The organism is Ancylobacter polymorphus, from assembly GCF_022836935.1.
Lineage (GTDB): Bacteria > Pseudomonadota > Alphaproteobacteria > Rhizobiales > Xanthobacteraceae > Ancylobacter > Ancylobacter polymorphus_A.
On record NZ_CP083239.1, the window covers coordinates 69,431 to 88,723 of the forward strand.

The following is a 19,293-nucleotide window of genomic DNA, read 5'->3' on the forward strand; positions in this document are numbered from 1 at the left end:
TTCTGTGTTTGGATTCCTCCCCGCACGCCCTCAGGACCGGGCTTGACCCGGCCACCCAGGATACGGGGACCAACCGGCGGCGGAGCCGGGTCCCCGGGTCACGCCCGGGGATGAGGGCATCGACAACCGCGCAAGGCGGGTCGGTATGGGGCGGCAGGGTGAGGAGCGAAAGCCCCTCACCCCACCCCTCTCCCCGGCGGGGAGAGGGAGCAGGAACCGCGCGACCGGCCGGCGCCTTACCGCCCGCCGAGCACGGCGATGTAGTCCGACACCCAGCGGTAATAGGGCACGCAACCTTCCGCCTGGGTGGCGCACTTGGCCACCGGCGTGCGCCAGAAATGGATGCGCTCGAACTCGTCCATGCCGTTGGTCTTGCAGCCTTCCGCGCCCAGCAGTTCATTGCCCTTACAGGCGGCGGGAACGGCGGGCACCGAGCCGAACCAGGAAGCGAGATCGCCCTGCACCTTCGGGCTCAGCGAATGCTCCATCCACATATAGGCGCAGTTGGGATGGGCGGCGTCGGCATGCATCATGGTGGTGTCGGCCCAGCCGGTGGCGCCTTCGCTGGGAATGGTGGAGGCGATCGGCTTCTTCTGGCTTTGCAGCAGGTTCACCTGGAACGGCCAGGAGGAGGAGGCGACGACGCCTTCATTGGTGAAGTCGTCGACCTGGATCATCGCGTCGTGCCAGTAGCGCTGCACGATCTTGCGCTGCTCGCGCAGCAGGTCGAGCGCGGCCTTGTACTGCGCCTCGGTCAGCTCATAGGGGTCCTTGATGCCGAGTTCGGGCTTGTGGGCCATCAGATAGAGCGCGGCGTCGGCGATGTAGATCGGCCCGTCAAAGGCCTGAACGCGGCCCTTGTTCGACTTGCCGTCGGGCAGCGTCTGTTCCTCGAACACCACCTTCCAGCTCTTGGGCGCCTCGCCCTTGAACGCTTCCGTGTTGTACATCAACACGTTGGAGCCCCACTGGTAGGGCGTGCCGTAATGCACGCCATTCACGGTGTGCCAGGGCGCGTTCTGCAGCCGCTCGTCCACCGTGCCCCAGCTCGGGATCAGCTTGGTGTTGATGGGGGCGACCTTCTTGCCGGCGATGAGGCGCAGCGAGGCGTCGCCGGAGGCGGTGACGAGGTCGAAGCCGCCCTCATTCATCAGCGCCACCATCTCATCGGATGTGCCGGCGGTCTTCACATTGACCTTGCAGCCGGTCTTCTTCTCGAAATCGGTGACCCAGTCATAGGCCTTGTCGGTGTCGCCGCGCTCGATATAGCCGGCCCAGGCGACGATATCGACCTGCCCTTCGCCCTTGCCGACGGCGGTCATTTCCGCCGCAGAAACAGGGTTCAAGGCGAGAGAGGCGCTGGCGGCGAGCGCCGGCAGACGCAGATAATGCGAGAGTGTCGGCATGTCTGTTTCCCTCTGTTCCGCGGGCGCTTGCGGCCCTTTGGCGTGAGTGTGACGCTGCGTCCCGCCCCGCGCCACACCAAAGATCAGAACGGTAACATCGGAAAAACCGATGAGTAACAGATGAGCACGGTTCTGCCGTGAGGCTGGGCGATTTGATGAGACGGCAGCGGGGGTTAGCGGGCTGGGCGGCGTGGCAGGCGCCGGACAGTCCCAGTCCGCCCTCTCCTCACTCACCCCCTCAGGACCGGGCTTGACCCGGCCACCCAGCCTTGACGCCGGGCGCGGGCGGTGGGGCTGGGTACCCGGGTCAGGCCCGGGGATGAGGGAGGTTCCAGCGGGGCGGCAAGGGACCCGTCATCCCGGACGGTCCGCAGGACCGATCCGGGATCGCGTGACGCGTGGGGTGGCCACCGATCCCGGCTCTGCGCTACGCTTCGGCCGGGATGACGGTCGTGGCGGCGCCCTCAACACCTCCACGCCCTCAGGACCGGGCTTGACCCGGCCACCCAGCCTTGACGCCGGACGCGGGCGGTTGGGCTGGGTCCCCGGGTCAAGCCCGGGGATGAGGGGCGCTCCAGCGGATCACCCGCCCGGAGATGAAGGGCGTTCCAGCGGAGCACCCGCCCGCGGATGAGGACACGCGCGGCGCAAGAGTCTTCGGCCATCTCTACCGTGTTCTCACCCCCCCTGCCCCCTCACGGCCGGGCGTGACCCGGCCACCCAGCCTTGATGCCGGGCGCGGGCGGTGGGGCTGGGTCCCCGGGTCAAGCCCGGGGATGAGGGACGTTCCAGCGGATCACCCGCCCGGCGATGAAGGGCGTTCCGGCGGAGCACCCGCCCGGGAATGAGGGCGTGGGGCGCAAGAGTCTTCGGCCATCTCTACCGTGTTCTCACCCCCTGCCCCCTCATGGCCGGGCTTGACCCGGCCACCCAGCCTTGACGCCGGGCGCGGGCGGTAGGGCTGGGTCCCCGGGTCAAGCCCGGGGATGAGGGGCGCTCCAGCGGGCAAGGGACCCGTCATCCCGGACGGTCCGCAGGACCGATCCGGGATCGCGAGACGCGTGGGGTGGCCACCGATCGCGGCTCTGCGCTGCGCTTCGGCCGGGATAACGGTCGTGGCTCCCCCCGCGTCGATTGCGGACTTCAGGCGATCCCCTCCACCACCGGGCCCCCTCCCGTCCGGCCGTGCGATCTGCTAGACCTGCCCGCCCCTGGTCGAGACCCCCGCCGAGCCTCCCCCCACTGAGCCTCCCAACCGAGCCTTCCCTGCCGAGACCCCCGCCGATGGCCCGCCTGCGTTCGTCCGTCTTCCTCGTGCTGCTGGTTCTGTGGACGGCGCTGCTGGCGCTCACCATTCCCTATTTCGCATGGCTCGACCGGCCGCACGCCACTCGCCGTTTCTCCCGCTTCTGGGCGGGCGGGGTGATGGCGATCCTGCGCCTCGTCGGGCTCGCCTACCGCACCATCGGCGAAGAAAACCGCCCGCCCGAGCCGGCGCTCTATGTCGGCAACCATCAATCCGCCTTCGAGACCATCGCCGCCGCCGTGCTCATTCCCGATGTCGCCATCGTGCTGAAGGAGGAGCTGTACCGCATCCCGGTATTCGGCTGGTTCCTCAAGCGCTCGCCGATGATCGCCATCGACCGCGCGGGCGGCGCTTCCTCGGTGAAGAAGATGTTCCGCGAAGGCCGCGAGGCGAGCGAACACGGGCGCAATCTGCTGATCTTCCCCGAAGGCACCCGCCGCGCCGTGGACGAGCGGGCGGAGTTCCATCGCGGCGTGCTGCTGCTCTACAAGGCGCTGGATTTGCCGGTCGTGCCGGTCGTCAACAATGCCGGCCTGTACTGGCCGGCGCGCAGCTTCAGCATCCGGCCGGGCACCATCACCGTCTCCTACCTGCCGCCCATCCCCCCCGGCCTGCCGGACAAGGAGTTCATGGCACGGCTCACCGAGGCGATCTATGAGGAGCGCGACCGGCTGGTGGCGCAGGAGCGAGGGCATTCATGAGCGCGGCGGGCACAAGCGAGGCGGGCATCGTCATTGTCGGGGCAGGCCAAGGTGGCTTTCAGGCCGCGGCCTCGCTGCGGGAAGCCGGCTATGAGGGCCGGCTCATTCTGGTCGGCGACGAGCCGGGCCTGCCCTATCAGCGCCCGCCGCTCTCCAAGGCCTATATGAAGGGCGACGCCGGCATCGAGCAGATCGAGCTGCGCGCCGGCGCCTTCTATGCCGACCATCGCATCGAACTGGTGAACGCCCGCGCCACCGCCATCGACCGGCCCGGCCAGCGCCTCGTGCTGGAGGGCGGCGAGGCGCTGCCCTACGCCCACCTCATCCTCGCCACCGGCGCCCGCAACCGGCCGCTGCCCGTGCCGGGGCACGATCTCGCCGGCGTGTTCTATCTGCGCACGCGGGCCGACGCCGACGCGCTCAAGGACCGGCTCGCCGCCGCCCGCCGCGTGGTGGTGATCGGCGCCGGCTTCATCGGGCTGGAATTCGCCGCCGTCGCCCGTGCCCTGGGCCATGAGGTGACCGTGCTGGAAGGCGCCAGCCGCGTTCTGGCCCGCGCCGTCTCGCCCGAGATGTCCGCCTTCTTCGCCAGCGCCCATGCCGCCATGGGCACCGATCTCGTGCTCGGCGCCGGGGTGATCGGGCTGGAGGGCGAGGCTGGCCACGTCACCGGCGTCCGAACCGGCGACGGCACCCTCTACCCCGCCGATTTCGTGCTGGTCGGCATCGGCGTGGTTCCGAATGTCGAACTCGCGGCCGAGGCCGGGCTGGAGGTGGCGAACGGCATCGTCGTCGACGCGCATCTCGCCACCACGGACCCCGCGATTTCCGCGCTCGGCGACGCAGTCGCCTATCCCAGCCGCTTCGCCGGCGGGAATGTCCGGCTGGAATCGGTGCAGAACGCCGCCGATCAGGCGCGCAGCCTCGCCCATCGCCTCACCGGCAAGGGGACGCCCTTCGACGCCGTGCCGTGGTTCTGGAGCGACCAGGCCGATCTCAAGCTGCAGATCGTCGGCCTCGCCGCCGCCACCGACAGCGCGGTGCTGCGGGGCGATCCCGCCTCGCGCCGCTTCTCGGTGTTCCGCTTCCGCGACGGCGTGCTCACCGCCATTGAGAGCGTGAACCGCCCGGCCGATCACATGCTCGGCCGCCGCCTGCTCGCCGGCACACCGGCGATCACCCCGGAACAGGCGGGCAATGAGGGCTTCGATTTGAAGACCCTGCTGGCGAAATAGGCGCGGCCGGCCGCTTCGGTCTCATCGTCCACCTCATCGGCCTCATCGGTCACTCGAAAAAGCGGGACTTGGCGGGGCGAAATCGCGCGCCTACTCTCGCGTCTGGTCCCCCTCCCTGCGGAGTTCCGATGGCCTTTTCGCTGCGCCAGCTCCAGTATTTCGTGGCGGTGGCAGAGAATGGTTCCGTCTCTTCCGCCGCGCACGCCTTGTCGATCTCGCAGTCGACGGTAACAGAATCGCTGCGCGAACTGGAACTTGATCTGGGCTTCAAGCTGCTGGAACGCCACGCGCGCGGCGTTGATCTTACCCTCAAGGGCCATCATTTCCTGCGCCATGCCCGCAAGATACTTGGCGATGTTGCCGATGCGCGGCGGGCACTGGCCGGGCCGGAAACGGCGGCGCTCACCGGCCGGCTGGCGGTGGGGGTGACACCGCTGGTCGCCGGCTACATCTATTCCGACCTCATCGCCCGCTTCCGCCGCGCCTTCCCCGGTGTCGCCGTCGAAGCCGTTGAAGATGCTGGAGATTATCTCGAACATCTGCTGGTGGGCGGCGAGCTCGATGTCGCAGTCATGGTGCTGCCGCCCGGCCGGCATTCGGCGGCGCTGCAGACGGAAACCGTGGAAGTCTCGCCCTATCGCGTGTGGATGCCGCTTGGCCACCCCGCGCTGGTGGAGGAGCGGGTGAGCCTGCGCGCCTTCAGCGAGGAGCCGCATGTGCTTCTCGCTATTGACGAAATCGCCGAGGCCTCGGAGATCGTCTGGCGCCGGCTCGGCATCCGCCCGCCGGTGGCGTTCCGCACCCGCTCGGTGGAGGCGGTGCGCTCGCTGGTGGCGACCGGCGCCGGCGTGGCGGTGCTGCCGGACCTCACCTACCGCCCCTGGTCGCTGGAAGGCGACAAGATCGAGGCGCGCACACTGATCGACACGGTGCCGGCGGTGGAGGTGGCCACCGCCTGGCGTCGCGGCTCGCCGCTCTCCCCCGCCGCCGCCGGCTTCGTCGCCATCGCTGCCACCCGCACCCGCTCCACCCCGCACGCCCGTATGTGACGCGCGCGGTGGTGCCACGCTTACCCATTCCCGGCGGGAGCGGGGGCGGGCTCCAGCAGGGCGAAGGCGTTGACGTCGAACAGGCCGACATCCGTGATCTTCAGATGCGGAATCACCGGCAGCGGCAGGAACGCCACCTGCAAAAACGGCTCGGCCAGCGTGACGCCAAGCGCCTTCGCCGCCGCGCGTAGCGGGATGAGCGCGTCATGCACCTCCTCGAACGAGGTGTCCGCCATCAGCCCGGCGACGGGCAAGGCGAGTTCGGCCGTTACCTCCCCGCCATCGGCTACCGCGAAGCCGCCGCGCAGTTCGATCAGCCGGTTCACCGCCAGCGCCATGTCGGCCTCGTCGACGCCGACCACGGTGATGTTGTGGCTGTCATGCCCGACCGAGGAGGCGATGGCGCCGCGCTTCATGCCGAAACCATGGACAAAGCCGCGGCCGATATTGCCGTTGCGCCCGTGCCGCTCGACCACGCAGACCTTCACCGCGTCCTTTTCAAGGTCGGCCCGCTTCTCGCCATCGACGACCGGCAAATCGAGCCGCACATCCTCGGTGATGATGCGGCCCGGCACCACACCGATGACGCGGGTGGCATGTTCCGTGGCCGGGATGCGGAAATCCGCCGCCGCGACCTTCCGCGCCTTCACGGAATCCATGCCGACCGGGGCGACATGCCCGCGCGCGGCGAACAGCTCCGGCGTCACCGGCCGCCCGGCGGATATGACCTGGCGCACCGAACAGGCTTCCAGATCATCCACCAGCACGATGTCGGCGCGCCGTCCCGGCGCGATGAGGCCGCGATCGGTGAGGCCGAAGGCGTTGGCCGCCGACCAGCTCGCCACCCGGTAGACATGGTGCAGCGGCGCGCCGTGGCCGATGGCCTCGCGGATCATGTAGTCGAGATGGCCTTCCTCGGCGATGTCGAGCGGGTTGCGGTCATCGGTGCAGAACGCCAGAAATGCGGAAGTGTCGGCCGAAATGAGCGGGATCAGCGCGTGCAGGTCCTTGGAGACCGAGCCCTCGCGGATGAGGACCGACATGCCCTTCATCAGCTTCTCGCGCGCTTCCTCCAGCCCGGTCGCCTCATGCTCGGTGCGGATGCCGGCGGCGATGTAGCCGTTGAGGTCGCGCCCGCGCAGGAGGGGCGCGTGGCCATCGATGTGCCCGTCGGAGAACAGCGACAGCTTGGCGAGGCAGCCCTCATCGGCGAACAGCACGCCGGGAAAGTTCATGAATTCAGCCAGCCCGATGCCGGAGCCGTGGCCGCGCAGCAGCGCGAGGTCGGGCGCGGCCAGCTCGGCACCGGCGGTCTCGAAGGAGGTGGCGGGCACGCAGGAGGAGAGCTGGACCCGCAGGTCCATGATCATCGCCTCGGCGCAGCGCTGGAAATAGGCGATGCCCTCGGCGCCCAGCACATTGGCGATCTCATGCGGGTCGCAGATCGCCGTGGTGACGCCGTGCGGCAGCACGCAGCGGTCGAATTCCAGCGGGGTGACCAGCGAGGATTCGACATGCAGATGCGTGTCGATGAAGCCGGGAACGGCGAACAGGCCGGCGCCGTCGATCTCCTGCGCGCCGCTGTATTCGCCATAGGTGCCGACGATGCGGTCCCCCACCATGGCGATGTCGGTGCGGGTGAGCGCGCCGGATATCACGTCCAGAAGCTCGACGCCCTTGATCACCAGATCGGCCGGCGCGGTGCCGCGCCCGGCCTCGATGAAACGGGCGATCTCGGCCGGGCTGCGAGCGGTCATGGGGTCACTCCTTCCAGGCGCTGGCCTTGTCGAGCCGGGCCATGTCTGCGCCGGTGAGGGCGAGATCGACGCTGGCGATGAGGTCGCCGAGCTGTTCCACCCGCGAGGCGCTGGCGATGGGGGCGGTGATGCTGGGCCGCGCCATCACCCAGGCGAGCGCCACCTGCGTCGGCGTGGCGCCATGGGCGGCGGCCACCTCGTCCAGCGCGGCGAGGATGCCCTCCCCGCGCGGGTTGAGATATTTCGCCACCAGCTCGCCCCCGCGCACGCTCTTTCCCGCATCGGCGGCGCTGCGGTACTTGCCGGTGAGGAAGCCGGCGGCGAGCGAGAAATAGGGAATGACGCCGAGGCCGTTGGCGGCGCAGACCGCTTCGACATCGGCCTCATAGCCGGCGCGCTCGCACAGATTATATTCCGGCTGCAGCGTCTCATAGCGCGGCAGCTTCTCGCGCGTCGCCACCGCCAGCGCCTCGAACAGACGCGGCGCCGTGAGGTTGGAGGCGCCGATGAGCCGGACCTTGCCGGCGCGGATCAGCTCGTCATAGGCGCCGAGCACCTCTTCGAACGGGGTGTCCGGGTCGTCCCAATGCGATTGGTAGAGGTCGATATAGTCGGTCTGCAGGCGCGCCAGCGAGGCGTCGACGGCGCGGCGGATATAGTCCGCCTGCAGGCAGACCTTGCCCTGCCCCATGTCGCTGCCGACCTTGGTGGCGATGACGAGCCGGTCGCGATTGCCGCGCGTCTTCATCCATTTGCCGATGATGGTCTCGGATTCGCCGCCCTGATGGCCCTCGGCCCAGCGGGAATAGACATCGGCGGTGTCGATGAAGCACAGGCCGGCATCGAACAGCGCGTCGAGCAGGCGGAAGGAGGTGGGCTCGTCGGCGGTCCAGCCGAAGACATTGCCGCCGATGCACAGCGGCGGCACCAGAATATCCGAGCGTCCGAGGCGGCGCAGTTCCATTCGTGTCTCCTCCGGCGGTTGGGGGTATGGGGCGCCGCGCACGGCTCAGGGCTCGCCGACCCCGGCGCACGCCGCCCCACGATCAGCTTGCGATGCAAGCCGATCGGCGCGTGCTCTAGAACCCGTCCTCGTCAAGCGAACCGACCTCGATCAGTTCCACCTGCTCGCGCTGGCACACATTGCGCAGTTCGGGCGACGATACCGTGTCGGTGACGAAGGTGTCGACCTCCGACATCGAGCCGATGCGCACAGGCGCGGTGCGCTCCAGCTTGGAGCGGTCGGCCACCAGAATGATCTGGCGGGCATTGTCGATGATGGCGCGGGCGACCTGAACCTCGCGATAGTCGAAATCGAGCAGCGTGCCGTCTTCCTCGATCGCCGAGGCGCCGATCACGGCGTAGTCGACGCGGAACTGGCGGACGAAATCCACCGCCGCCGAACCAATCACCGCTCCGTCGGCCTGCCGCACCGGGCCGCCGGCCATGATCAGCTCGATGCGGGGATGGCGGTAGAGCAGCGTCGCCACGTTGAGGTTGTTGGTGATGACCAGCAGGTCCTCATGGTCGGACAGGGCGCGGGCGACCTCTTCCGTCGTGGTGCCGATATTGATGAACAGCGAGGCGCGGTTCGGCACCATGCTGGCGGCGGCCTCGGCGATGGCGCGCTTGGCGCCCTGCGCCATGGCGCGGCGGGCCTCATAGGCGAGGTTCTCCACCCCCGAGGCGACCACGGCACCGCCATGCACGCGCGACATCAGCCGCCGCACGCACAGATCGTTGAGATCCTTGCGGATGGTCTGGGGCGAGACATCGAAACGGCCGGCGAGGTCTTCCACGCTCACCCGCCCCTGGGCGCGCGCGAGGCCGAGAATGTCCTGCTGGCGTGAGGAGATCGCGTTCATGCGGCCAACGGCCTTTCTCCCGAAATGGACGACCGTCTTCTGCGGACGATTCGAACCGCATCCTGCACAAGGAGGCCCGGCGCCGCAAACGCCTGTTTAGAGGCGCTGCAACATGAGCACGCTGGCGAGCCCGCCTGCCGCCGCGATGGCGGAAAGGCCAAGCGCGCCCGGCGCCTCGCGGGCGAGTTCATGGAACTGGCGCACGGCGAGGATGGCACCGGACGCGCCGATGGGATGGCCGCGCGCCAACGCCCCGCCGCCGCGATTGAGGGCGGCGGGATCGAGGCCGTTCCACCAGCAATTCGTCAGTGCCTGCCCGGCGGAAGCTTCCATCAGCTCGACGACCGGAATCTGCGCCCAGTCCATTATGTGCCCGTAAAGGTCGAGACGATCGAAATCCATGACGCCGGTTTCGCGTGAGCTTTGCGCCAGGGCGTAGTTCAGCGCCCCCGGCGGGTCGTCCGCGGCCGCCCCGAAGGATTGGGCGAAGAACACTTCGGCCACCGGACGGCCGCCCTGCCGGCGTCGGTCCGCCCAGCCCTGCGAACCGACCAGCACGACGGCGGCCGCATCCGCCTCCACCGCGACGCCGGCGGCGTCGAGTTCGCTCGCGCCGTCGCGGTAGAGCACCGGCGCGCGGGCACACAGCGCCGGGGTCAGCGCGCGGGTGAAGCTGTCAAAGGCGAGGCCCGCCACCGGCACGATCTCGGCTTCCAGCCGCGCGCGCGCCGCCAGCGCCTTGGCGTGGCTGGCCATGGCGAATTCCGCCTGCCGCTCGCGGCTGTAGCCCTTCGCCGCCCGGGCCAGCACCGCGATCATGTCGGGGTCACGGCCCGGCCATGGGGTGAAGGGCGGGCGGTCATAGAACTGCGGCGGCTCACCCTTGGCCTTCGGCCGCACGGCGCGCAGGGGGGAGCGGCTGAAGCTCTCCACCCCGCCGGCGAGCACCAGCTCCGCCGCGCCCGATTCCACCATCCGCGCCGCCAGCTGGATGGCGTCGAGCCCGGAACAGCATTGCGTATCGACGGTCAGCGCCGGCACATATTCGGAAAAGCCGGCGGCGAGCCCGGCGAGCCGGGCGACATTGCCGCCGCCGGACAGCGCATTACCGAGAATGACGTAATCGAGATCGTCCGGTGCCACGCACATCTCATCAAGGCAGGCGCGCAGCACCGGGGCGGCGAGGTCGTGCGCCTCCACCGCGCGGAAGGCGCCGCCGCGCGGGGCCACCGCCGTGCGGCGGGCGGCGATGACAAACGCACGGTTCATCGCGCGAGCCTTTCGCGCGCGACCGCTTCCAGCGCCCTGAGATCCGCCTTGCCGCCCGAGGTACGCGGCCAGTCGTCAAGGCGGAGGAAGCGGCGCGGGATCTTCGCCGCCGGCAGCAGCGCCCGGCAGGCGGCGCGCAGGGCGGGCGCGTCAAACGTGCCGCGCAGCACCGCCACAAGTTCCACGCCGCGCAAATCGTCGGGCAGCCCGAACACGGCGGCCTCCGCGAGGCCGGGCAGGCTCGCCAGCACGCTCTCCACCTCCTCGGGATAGACGTTGAGCCCTGACGTGACGAGCATGCGCTTCTCGCGCCCATGCAGATAGAGAAAGCCGGCCTCGTCCAGCCGCCCATGGTCGCCGATGGTGAGGAAACCGCCGGCGCGACGGGTTTCCGGCGCCTCGCCGCAGGCATAGGCGTCGAACAGCATCGTGCTCTTGACCCAGATCGCCCCCGCCGCCCCGGCCTTCAGGTCGCGACCGGCCGCGTCGCGGATGCGCAGGGTGACGCCGGGCGCCGCGCGGCCGACGGAGCCGGCGGGCACGGCGTCATTGGGGTGGCAGAGGGTGATGAAGCTGGTTTCCGAGGCGCCGTAGAATTCGGCGATGCCGGCCCGAGGGAACAGCGCCAATGTGGCCGCCCGCGTTTCCGCCCGCCATTTCGCGCCGGAAATCAGGAGGAGGCGAACCGTCGGGAAGCTCTCGCCGCTTCCCGCCTCGATCAGCATCTGCAGCTGCGTCGGCGTGGCGTAGAGCGCGGTGACACCGTGGCGGGCGATGAGGCGCAGGGCGCGGCGGGGGTGGAACTGGCACATCATCACCGCGGTTGCGCCGCTGTGCAGCGCGTGGACGACGCCATAGAGATGCAGCGACGCCGCCAGCCCCCCGGGCGCGAGTACCACATCCTGTTCGCCGAGGCCGAACGCCGCCGCGCTCACCTTGAAACTGTCGATCCAGGAGCGGTGGCTGCGCCGGTAGCCCTTGGGACTTCCGGTGGAGCCGGAGGTGAAGCCGACATAGAACGGCGCGTCCGGCGCGGGCGGCGGGGGGAACGGAACCGGAGCCCCCTGCGGGGCCTCTGTCTCCAGCGTCAGTGCCGGGGCCAGCGCGGCGTCGATGGCGGCGCGGTAGGGCGCGGGCCAGGCGGGATCGTACACCAGCGCCTGCCGGCCGCTGATGGCGCAGGCGAAGAAGGCGTCCACCAGCGCTGGCCCGTTGCCCATGGCGAGGGCGATGGCCGCGCCCGGCGCGGTGCGCTGGGCCAGTAGCGCCGCCCGCGCGGCGATGCGGGCGGTGAGCATTTCCCGCGTCAGCACCGTGTCGTCGCAGACCAGCGCCGGCCGCGTGGATTCCGCCGCCGCGAGGGCGGGCAGGCCGGCGCCGATGGTAAGCGCCATCGCCTCAGGCGTTGCGCGAGAGCAGCGCTTCCGGCAGGCCGCGCGCCACCGTCTGGGCGATCAGCGCCACCAGCACCGCCTTGATGGCGTCGCCGGGAATGAAGATGAGGCAGGCCTTGGCCGCGTCCAGCACCGACAGCCCGCCGACCAGCGCCATGCCGGCAATGCCGAAGGCGTACATGACCACGATGCCGCCCGTGACGGCGGCGATCAGCGCGGCGGGGAAGACCGGCGCCTTGCGCAGCGCCTGCATGATCCAGCCGGCAACGAAGGCCACCGCGATCCAGCCGAAGATGAAGCCGACGGAGGGGGTGAAGAACACGCCCAGGCCCCCGCGCCCGCCGGCCAGCAGCGGCGCGCCGAGCGCGACCACGAACAGCAGCAGCACCATGGCCAGCGCCCCGCGCCAGGCGCCGAGCATCACGCCGGCCAGCATCGCCCCCATGCTCTGCGCGGTGATCGGCACGCCGGCGGCGAAGGGCAGATCGAAGCGCGGCAGCAGGCCGAGCACCGCGAAGATGGCGGCGTAGAGCGCGATCTGGACGAGGCTGCGGTCTTTCATCGGCGGTCTCCGCGGGGTGCGCCACCGCGCGCGGCCAGCGCCTCGGCGGTGTGATGGGACAGTCTGAGTGTCTGGATACAGAAAGGCGCGAGCAGGCGCCAGCCGCCGCGCTTGCCGGTGCGGGCGCGCCAGGACTCGTTCAGCGCCTCCCACAGGGCGAAGAGCAGCGGCACGAAGCGGATCATCATCGCCACCGCCAGCGCCACCGCGCGCGGCGAGCCGCCGAACAGCCGCAGCGGGGCGAGGAGCGGCTCCACCGCGTCCATCATCGCGTCCATGCGCGTGGTCATGGTCACCGCATTGGCGAGCAGCACCATGGCGAGGATGCGCGCGAGCACGACGAGGCCGGCGAGGAGGTCGCCATTCCACCAATGAAAAGCCAGCAGGATGAGGAACAGCGGCCACAGCGGGCGCAGCAGGGCGATCTGCTTGAGCGCCACCTTGCCGAGCGAGGCATAGAGCGCCAGCACGGCGACGAGCAGAGCGGCCATGACGGGCAGGCTGTCCAGCGGCGCGGCCACGAGGCTGATCAGCGCCAGAGCGAGCAGCTTGCCGCCGGCGGGAACGCCATGCAGCCAGGTGCGCTCCGGCAGATAGAGCGAGATCATGCCAGCGCCTCGGCGAAGGCGCGGTAGGCGGCGATCACCGCGTCCGGCGCACCATCGCCGCGCACCCGGCCCTCATGCAGCCAGATGACCCGGTCGTAGCCTTCGAAGGCGTCAAGCTCATGGGCGACGAGGATCACCTGCTGGTCGAGCCCGGCGATGAGCGCTTCCAGCCGCCGGCGGGTGGGCAGATCGAGGCTGGAGAACGGTTCGTCGAACACCAGCAGCGCCGGTTTCATCACCAGCACGGCGAGGATGCACAGGAACTGCTTCTCCCCTTCCGAGAGCGCATGCACCGGCCGCTCGGCCCAGTGGGCGCGCTGGAAACGGGCGAGCGCGGGCACGGCTTCCTTCGCCGCCTCCCGGCGCGGCATTCCCGCCTGTTCGAGGCTGAAGGCGATTTCCTCGGCCACGGTGGGGAAGATGATCTGGTGGTCCGGGTTCTGGAAGATGAAGCCGACCTTGCGCGGCAGTTCGCCCGCCTGCGTTGCCGCGTCGAGCCCGTGAACGCGGATGCGGCCCGTATCGGCGGCCAGCAGGCCATTGAGCAGCCGCACCAGCGAGCTTTTGCCCGAGCCATTGGTGCCGATCAGCCCGACGCGGCGCTCGGCGATAGCGAGCGACACATCGCTCAGCACCACCCGCCCGCCACGGGTGAGGGTGACGTTTTCGAACTGGATCAGCGGGGCGTGCGGCACGGGGACATCCGGCGGTGATGGGGAAGGCGGCATCTTCGCTCAATCGCGGGACGCGCCGGCCCCGCGCTGCAGCGTGGCGCGCGCGAATTTGCGGAAGCGGGCGAAGGCGGCCGGCCCGTCGCCCGCGCGGGCGCGGATCACCGCCCCTTCATAGAGGTCGATGAGATGCGCCGCCGTCTCGGCCGGATCGAGCCCGCCCTCCACTTCGCCTTCCTGCTGGGCCTGCGCGATCAGGGCGGCGAGGTCCTGTTCCCAGGTGGCGAAGGCGCCGTGCAGCTGCGCGCGCAGTTCCTCGCCAAGGCCGGGCGCGGCTTGGGCGAGAACGCCGTAAAGGCAGCCGGGCACTGCCGCTTCCGCTGCCGAATCATGCTCCACCTGCACGAGATGGCGCTCGATCCGCGCCAGCGGGCTGAGGCTGGCATCGGTAAAGAGTTCCAGCCGCTGCTGGCGGTACTGCTCGGCATAGGCCTTGAGCACCGCGGCGGCAAAATCCTCCTTGCTGGCGAAGAAATGGTAGAAGGAGCCCTTGGGCACCGCCACCGACGCCAGAAGCGGCCCGATGCCCGTGCCTTCATAGCCCTGTTCCAACATGGCCCTTCGACCTGCGACGACGATCCTGTCGCGCGTGGATGGCTTTTCCATCATACTAGACGACCGGTCTACTGTTGCGTATCCTGCGGCGGATCGGAACACACAGAGGCGCCCATGTCCATCGTGCCGAAGCCTAGCGTGCCCGCACCCGCCGCAACAGCACCCGCGCCGCACGAGCCGGCCTCGCCCGGCATCTTCGTCTCCTGGCGCGCGCTCGGGCTCGGCGTGGTGCTGTTCTCGACCCTGCTGTGGAGCCTCGTGGGCCTGTTCGTGCGCATGGCCGATCTCGATGCGTGGACCATCATCCTCTGGCGCTCGGTGTTCGCCGCGCTGGCGCTGACGCCGTTCTGGCTGCTGGTGACGCGCGAGAGGGTGCGGGCGCTGCGCGACATGATCGCCCCCGCCGGCCTCGTCGCCATCGGCCTCGCAGTAGCCGGCAATGTCGGCTACATCGCCGCACTGCAGCTGACCTCCGTGGCGACGGTCATGACCGTCTATGCCACCCTGCCCTTCGTCACCGGGCTGCTCGGCCTCTGGCTGCTGCGCGAGAAGCTGAGCCGGCGGTTCGGCGCGGCGGCGCTGGTGGCAGCGGCCGGCATCGCGATCACCGCCGGGGCCGCGCTGTCGGCGGGCGATGCCGCCGGCATGGTGGTGGCGGCGCTGATGACGCTGAGCTGGGGCGGGCTGCTGGTGCAGGCCAAGAAGCATCCGGGGCTCGACCTCACGCTGATCAGCCTCATCTCCGCCCTTATCGCGGCGGTGATAGCTTTGCCGCTGGCGACGCCCGGCCTGCCGCCAGCCGCCTCGCTCTGGGCCTGCGCGCTGCTGGGCGCGCTCACCTCCGGCCTCGCCAATGTGCTGACCCTGATGGGCGGGCGGCACATAGGTTCCGGCGAGACGGGCCTGCTGCTGCTGCTCGACGTGGCGCTTTCCCCGCTCTGGGTGTGGCTCGTCTTTGACGAACGGGTGGGCGCGCCGGCGCTGCTGGGCGGCGGGCTGGTGGTGGCCGCCGTCGCCGTCTATCTCTTCGCCGACGCGCGGCGGCGGACGCTGGCCTGCCCGGCGCCGTGAACGGCACGGCCGGCGCTCCCCTGTCACCCAGCCGGGATCAGGTCGGCATCGCGGCCAGCGCCTAACCGACGCCTACAGCATTTCCAGCGCCCGACGGCGTGAGGGCGGCGGGAAGGCGGCGTCGAGCGCGGCGAGGTCTTCCGCATCCAGCCGGATGTCGCGGGCGCCGGCATTCTCGCGCATATGGGCGGCGCGCGAGGCCTTGGGGATGACGATGTTGCCCGGCATGCGCAGCGCCCAGGCCAGCGCGATCTGATAGGGCCGGGCATTGTGCTTGGCGGCGAGATCGGCCAGCACGCCGGTGCTCTTCAGCCGGCCGCGCTCGATCGGGCTATAGGCCATGAGCGGGATTTCATGTTCCTGCAGCCAGGGCAGCAGGTCCCATTCCGGCCCGCGACGGGTGAGATTGTAGAGCACCTGATTGGTGGCGCAGCCCTCGCCGCCGGGGGTTTCGTACAATTCGTTCATGTCGTCCGTGTCGAAGTTCGACACGCCCCAGTCACGGATCTTGCCCTGGCTCTTGAGGTGCTCGAAGCCGATGATGGTCTCGGCCAGCGGCACGCTGCCACGCCAGTGCAGCAGATAAAGGTCGATATGGTCGGTCTTCAGCCGGCGCAGGCTGCGCTCGCAGGCGGAGACAACGCCGTTGCGGCTGGCATTGTGCGGATAGACCTTGGTGACGAGGAACACCTTGTCGCGCAGCCCGGCCAGCGCCTCGCCGAGAAAGCGCTCGCAGGCGCCCTCGCCATACATTTCCGCCGTGTCGACCAGCGTCAGGCCGAGTTCGACGCCGAGGCGTACCGATTCGGTCTCCTCCGCCCGCACTTCGGGGCGCTCGCCCATCATCCAGGTGCCGATGCCGAGCGCCGGAACCTTGTGACCGCCGGGTAGAACCACCTTGCCGCTCATCTGCGCCTCCGTTTCATCCTCTGCCGGAGTGCCACTCCCGCGCCCTCGGCGCAAGCGGCGCGGGCGCCGTCGTGCTAATGTGCACGGGCACGCGCCCGCCGACCCTCACCGCCCGGAACCCGATGCCGCCCTCGCCGACCCCCGACCCCCGCGCGCCCGCCCCTGCCTCGCCCGTGCCGGAGCCGGCGCTGGCCATCGGCCTGTCGGCGGTGATCGTGGCGGTGACCGGCGACGACCCGAAGGTGCTGACGCTGCGTCATGAGGACGGGCGTGATTCGCTGCCCTCCGGCCCGCTGGAGCGCGGGCACCGCACGCTGGAAATGGGCCTGCGCAGCTGGGTGGAACGGCAGACGCTGCAGGAACTCGGCTATGTCGAGCAGCTCTACACCTTCGGCGACCGCGACCGCGGCGAGGACGGCACGCGCGCGCTCTCGCTCGCCTATCTCGCCCTCGTGCGCGAGGCGCGCCCGGCCGCCGACACCGATGCCGCCTGGCAGAGCTGGTACCGCTATTTCCCGTGGGAGGACTGGCGCAGCGGCCGCCCCGCCGTGCTCGACACGCTGGAGCACGGGCTGCGCTCCTGGGCGGCGGGCGCGGCCCAGGGACGGCTGAGCGAGCGACGCGCCGAGCGCATCGCCCTGTGCTTCGGTGGGCCGAGCGGCAGCACCGAGGCCGGCTGGAACGAGGAGCGGGTGCTGGAGCGCTACGAGCTGCTCTATGAGGCCGGGCTGGTGGGCGAAGCGCTGCGCGAGCGCGGCTCGGACCGCGTCGCCGCTGCGCCTTCCGGGCGCGAAATGCGCGAGGACCATCGCCGCATGCTGGCGCTCGCCATCGCAAGGCTGCGCGGCAAGATCAAATACCGGCCTGTGGTGTTCGAGCTGATGCCGCCGGCCTTCTCGCTCGGCCAGCTGCAGCAGGCGGTGGAGGCGCTGTCCGGGGCGCGGCTGCACAAGCAGAATTTCCGCCGGCTGGTGGAGCAGCAGCGGCTGGTGGAAGAGACCGGCGAGAGCACCGCGGAAACCGGCGGGCGCCCCGCCCGTCTGGTGCGCTTCCGCCGCGAGGTGCTGCTGGAGCGCCCGGCGCCGGGGGTGAGGTTGCCGGGAGGGTTCGGGCGGCGGTGAGGGACACGACGTCGCGGCCCTGCCGCGTTGCCCCTTTGGCGGATGCACGCAGTGCGGGAAGTACGATAAAGTTACCCCTCGCGAGACAGGCCGAAGGGGGAACGGTCATGGGCTATAATCTGATGATCTTCGAGCCGTCAGCGGCGCCGAGGGAGCGCGGTCCGTTTCTGGCATGGTACGAGCAACAGGTCGACTGGAACGACACCGACGACTACGACGATTACGATTCGACCACGCCCCGGCTGCGCGCCTTTTTCCTCGACATGGTTGCCACTCACCCGCCGATCAATGGCCCCTTGGCGGCGGATGAGCTGGACGATTCCAACATAACCCTCACCGACTACAGCATCGGGCGCGACATCATCTATCTCGGCGGCAGCTGGGAGATTGCCGACACCGCCCTCGCCCTTGCCCTCCAGCTGGCGGAAAAGCACGGGCTCGGCGTGTTCGACACCACCTCCGGGGTGGTGTGGCTGCCGGCGAAAGGAAAGATGGCGCCCGCCTTCGAAACGGCGCCCGCCCAGGGGGAACGCCCGCCTGCTCTTCTCGATCGGGCAATCGCCGCCTTGGCAAGATGGTTCAAGCGCGGCCGTTGAGCCAGGGCGAGGCGCGGCGGTGAGAGAAATCAAGCATGGGCGACTCTTTGGACGATAAAATGACGATCCGGGAGGCCTATCGGACGATGTTCCTGTTCCTTGAGAAGGAATGGGAGCTCACCGGCCGGCCGGACGAACTTGGCTCTCTGCTTGGCAGCCTGTCGACGCTGGAAGACGGATTGCCGGTCGACCCCGCCAATTGGGAGCAATGGCTTGAGGCGGTGAAGGCGGCGCGGGAGAGTACTGACGAGATAACTCGCCTGCACTTGACCAAAACCGAAGTCAAAAAGTGAAGTAACGCAGTCAGCGCCCGGCGGCATCGGCGGCGGTGAGGGTCATTCCGCCCAGGGGTCGATGACCGGCACGCCCGCCGCCTCAAAGGGCGCGCGGTCGCGGGTGGCGACGCGGAAACCATGCGCGGTGGCGATGGCGGCGATCTGGCCGTCCGCCACGGAAATCGCCCGCCCGGCGCTCCGGGCTTGCGCCACCAGCCGGGCGAAGGCGTGCGCGGCGGCCGCGTCGAACGGCAGGATGCGGCTATCGAACAAGGTATCAAGAAGTTCGGCCAGGCCCGCGCGCAGTTCCTCGCGCCGGCGGCCGGCGGGCAGGATTTCCGCGCCGAGCATGAGTTCAGACAGGCTGGTGCCGGTCAGAAACAGCGTCGACGCGGCCTGACGGTCGAGCCAGTCCAGCACCGCAGGGCTGCCGGCCGGGCGCATCGGCTCGGAGACGACATTGGTGATTCGAGGATGATCATTCAAACGAGGCCGGCTCAGCCGGGTCGCTCGCACGCATGGGCTCGAACTCGATCCCATTGAAGCGACGACCGAAGGCAGCGAGGGCCGAGCCGACCTTGACCCGCTCCGGCGGGCGCACAGCGGCCTGCAATATTTCGCGGATCTCCGCTTCCGTGCTGCGCCCATGGCGCGCCGCCCGGTCCTTGAGGGCACGGTGAACCTCGTCGGGAAGGTTGCGAATGGTGACGGCCGACATGGCTTCTCCTCAAGGCGCCCTGATATCACATGAGGAAGGTTGATATCAATTTAATGTCCGCCACGATCCAAAATCCTCATGACCCGATTTGTGACGAACTGTTGACAGCGACTTATACTCAGTCCTAGCATAATGACGATCCGCCGGGCCCTGCTGCCCGGTTCT

Annotated in this window: 20 protein-coding genes; 7 read left to right on the forward strand and 13 right to left on the reverse strand. The window is 69.5% G+C overall.

What is annotated here, in order from left to right:
• Window positions 1–236: 236 nt before the first annotated feature.
• Complete coding sequence (locus tag K9D25_RS00295) at window positions 237–1,406, reverse strand: ABC transporter substrate-binding protein (protein ID WP_244378158.1); 1,170 nt, start codon at window positions 1,404–1,406, stop codon at window positions 237–239.
• A gap of 1,284 nt (window positions 1,407–2,690) precedes the next feature.
• On the opposite strand from K9D25_RS00295, the gene K9D25_RS00300 reads away from it, so the two are divergent.
• The 3 genes from K9D25_RS00300 to K9D25_RS00310 all read left to right on the forward strand — a co-directional run bounded on the left by K9D25_RS00300 (window position 2,691) and on the right by K9D25_RS00310 (window position 5,697).
• Entirely contained in the window at window positions 2,691–3,413 is a 723-nt protein-coding gene (locus K9D25_RS00300; RefSeq protein WP_244378159.1) for a lysophospholipid acyltransferase family protein, read from the forward strand.
• Window positions 3,410–4,648 carry an NAD(P)/FAD-dependent oxidoreductase gene (locus K9D25_RS00305; protein WP_244378162.1) on the forward strand — a complete coding sequence of 413 codons (1,239 nt, stop codon included), beginning with the start codon at window positions 3,410–3,412 and terminating at the stop codon, window positions 4,646–4,648. Before K9D25_RS00300 ends, K9D25_RS00305 begins: the two co-directional genes overlap by 4 nt.
• Before the next feature lie 128 nt (window positions 4,649–4,776).
• Window positions 4,777–5,697, forward strand: a complete 921-nt coding sequence (locus tag K9D25_RS00310; protein ID WP_244378163.1) for a LysR substrate-binding domain-containing protein — start codon at window positions 4,777–4,779, stop codon at window positions 5,695–5,697.
• 20 nt (window positions 5,698–5,717) lie between these two features.
• On the opposite strand, the gene ade is transcribed toward K9D25_RS00310, so the two are convergent.
• From ade to K9D25_RS00355, 9 genes are all read right to left on the reverse strand, one after another.
• The gene (ade, locus tag K9D25_RS00315) at window positions 5,718–7,454 is read right to left on the reverse strand and encodes an adenine deaminase (protein ID WP_244378165.1); all 1,737 of its coding nucleotides are present in this window, start codon (window positions 7,452–7,454) and stop codon (window positions 5,718–5,720) included.
• Between the two features lie 4 nt (window positions 7,455–7,458).
• On the reverse strand, window positions 7,459–8,418 hold the full coding sequence (locus K9D25_RS00320; protein WP_244378166.1) for an aldo/keto reductase: 960 nt from the start codon (window positions 8,416–8,418) through the stop codon (window positions 7,459–7,461).
• A gap of 115 nt (window positions 8,419–8,533) precedes the next feature.
• Window positions 8,534–9,319 carry a DeoR/GlpR family DNA-binding transcription regulator gene (locus K9D25_RS00325; protein ID WP_244378167.1) on the reverse strand — a complete coding sequence of 262 codons (786 nt, stop codon included), beginning with the start codon at window positions 9,317–9,319 and terminating at the stop codon, window positions 8,534–8,536.
• A 96-nt stretch (window positions 9,320–9,415) separates the two neighbouring features.
• Window positions 9,416–10,588 (reverse strand): beta-ketoacyl synthase N-terminal-like domain-containing protein, encoded by a 1,173-nt coding sequence (locus K9D25_RS00330; RefSeq protein WP_244378168.1) that lies wholly within the window; start codon window positions 10,586–10,588, stop codon window positions 9,416–9,418.
• The gene (locus K9D25_RS00335) at window positions 10,585–11,982 is read right to left on the reverse strand and encodes an AMP-binding protein (RefSeq protein WP_244378169.1); all 1,398 of its coding nucleotides are present in this window, start codon (window positions 11,980–11,982) and stop codon (window positions 10,585–10,587) included. The genes K9D25_RS00330 and K9D25_RS00335 overlap by 4 nt, the downstream gene beginning before the upstream one ends.
• A gap of 4 nt (window positions 11,983–11,986) precedes the next feature.
• Window positions 11,987–12,544 carry a biotin transporter BioY gene (locus K9D25_RS00340; protein ID WP_244378171.1) on the reverse strand — a complete coding sequence of 186 codons (558 nt, stop codon included), beginning with the start codon at window positions 12,542–12,544 and terminating at the stop codon, window positions 11,987–11,989.
• Window positions 12,541–13,152 (reverse strand): energy-coupling factor transporter transmembrane component T family protein, encoded by a 612-nt coding sequence (locus K9D25_RS00345; RefSeq protein WP_244378172.1) that lies wholly within the window; start codon window positions 13,150–13,152, stop codon window positions 12,541–12,543. Before K9D25_RS00345 ends, K9D25_RS00340 begins: the two co-directional genes overlap by 4 nt.
• Window positions 13,149–13,847, reverse strand: coding sequence for an energy-coupling factor ABC transporter ATP-binding protein (locus K9D25_RS00350; RefSeq protein ID WP_244378173.1), 699 nt, complete (start codon window positions 13,845–13,847; stop codon window positions 13,149–13,151). The genes K9D25_RS00345 and K9D25_RS00350 overlap by 4 nt, the downstream gene beginning before the upstream one ends.
• A gap of 39 nt (window positions 13,848–13,886) precedes the next feature.
• Complete coding sequence (locus tag K9D25_RS00355) at window positions 13,887–14,492, reverse strand: TetR/AcrR family transcriptional regulator (RefSeq protein WP_279613766.1); 606 nt, start codon at window positions 14,490–14,492, stop codon at window positions 13,887–13,889.
• Between the two features lie 60 nt (window positions 14,493–14,552).
• Here K9D25_RS00355 and K9D25_RS00360 point away from each other — a divergent pair, with 60 nt between their 5' ends.
• On the forward strand, window positions 14,553–15,509 hold the full coding sequence (locus K9D25_RS00360) for a DMT family transporter (RefSeq protein WP_244378178.1): 957 nt from the start codon (window positions 14,553–14,555) through the stop codon (window positions 15,507–15,509).
• A gap of 72 nt (window positions 15,510–15,581) precedes the next feature.
• Here K9D25_RS00360 and K9D25_RS00365 read toward each other — a convergent pair whose 3' ends face one another.
• Entirely contained in the window at window positions 15,582–16,418 is an 837-nt protein-coding gene (locus tag K9D25_RS00365; protein WP_244378179.1) for an aldo/keto reductase, read from the reverse strand.
• Between the two features lie 122 nt (window positions 16,419–16,540).
• On the opposite strand from K9D25_RS00365, the gene K9D25_RS00370 reads away from it, so the two are divergent.
• From K9D25_RS00370 to K9D25_RS00380, 3 genes are all read left to right on the forward strand, one after another.
• Window positions 16,541–17,539, forward strand: coding sequence for an NUDIX hydrolase (locus K9D25_RS00370; RefSeq protein ID WP_244378181.1), 999 nt, complete (start codon window positions 16,541–16,543; stop codon window positions 17,537–17,539).
• Window positions 17,540–17,646: 107 nt separating this feature from the next.
• Window positions 17,647–18,135, forward strand: a complete 489-nt coding sequence (locus K9D25_RS00375) for a hypothetical protein (protein WP_244378183.1) — start codon at window positions 17,647–17,649, stop codon at window positions 18,133–18,135.
• Window positions 18,136–18,170: 35 nt separating this feature from the next.
• Entirely contained in the window at window positions 18,171–18,428 is a 258-nt protein-coding gene (locus K9D25_RS00380; RefSeq protein ID WP_244378184.1) for a hypothetical protein, read from the forward strand.
• Window positions 18,429–18,470: 42 nt separating this feature from the next.
• On the opposite strand, the gene K9D25_RS00385 is transcribed toward K9D25_RS00380, so the two are convergent.
• A complete protein-coding gene (locus K9D25_RS00385; protein WP_279613767.1) occupies window positions 18,471–18,896 on the reverse strand; it encodes a type II toxin-antitoxin system VapC family toxin in 426 nt (141 codons plus the stop codon).
• Window positions 18,889–19,128, reverse strand: a complete 240-nt coding sequence (locus K9D25_RS00390; RefSeq protein ID WP_244378185.1) for a FitA-like ribbon-helix-helix domain-containing protein — start codon at window positions 19,126–19,128, stop codon at window positions 18,889–18,891. The genes K9D25_RS00385 and K9D25_RS00390 overlap by 8 nt, the downstream gene beginning before the upstream one ends.
• Between the last annotated feature and the right edge of the window lie 165 nt (window positions 19,129–19,293).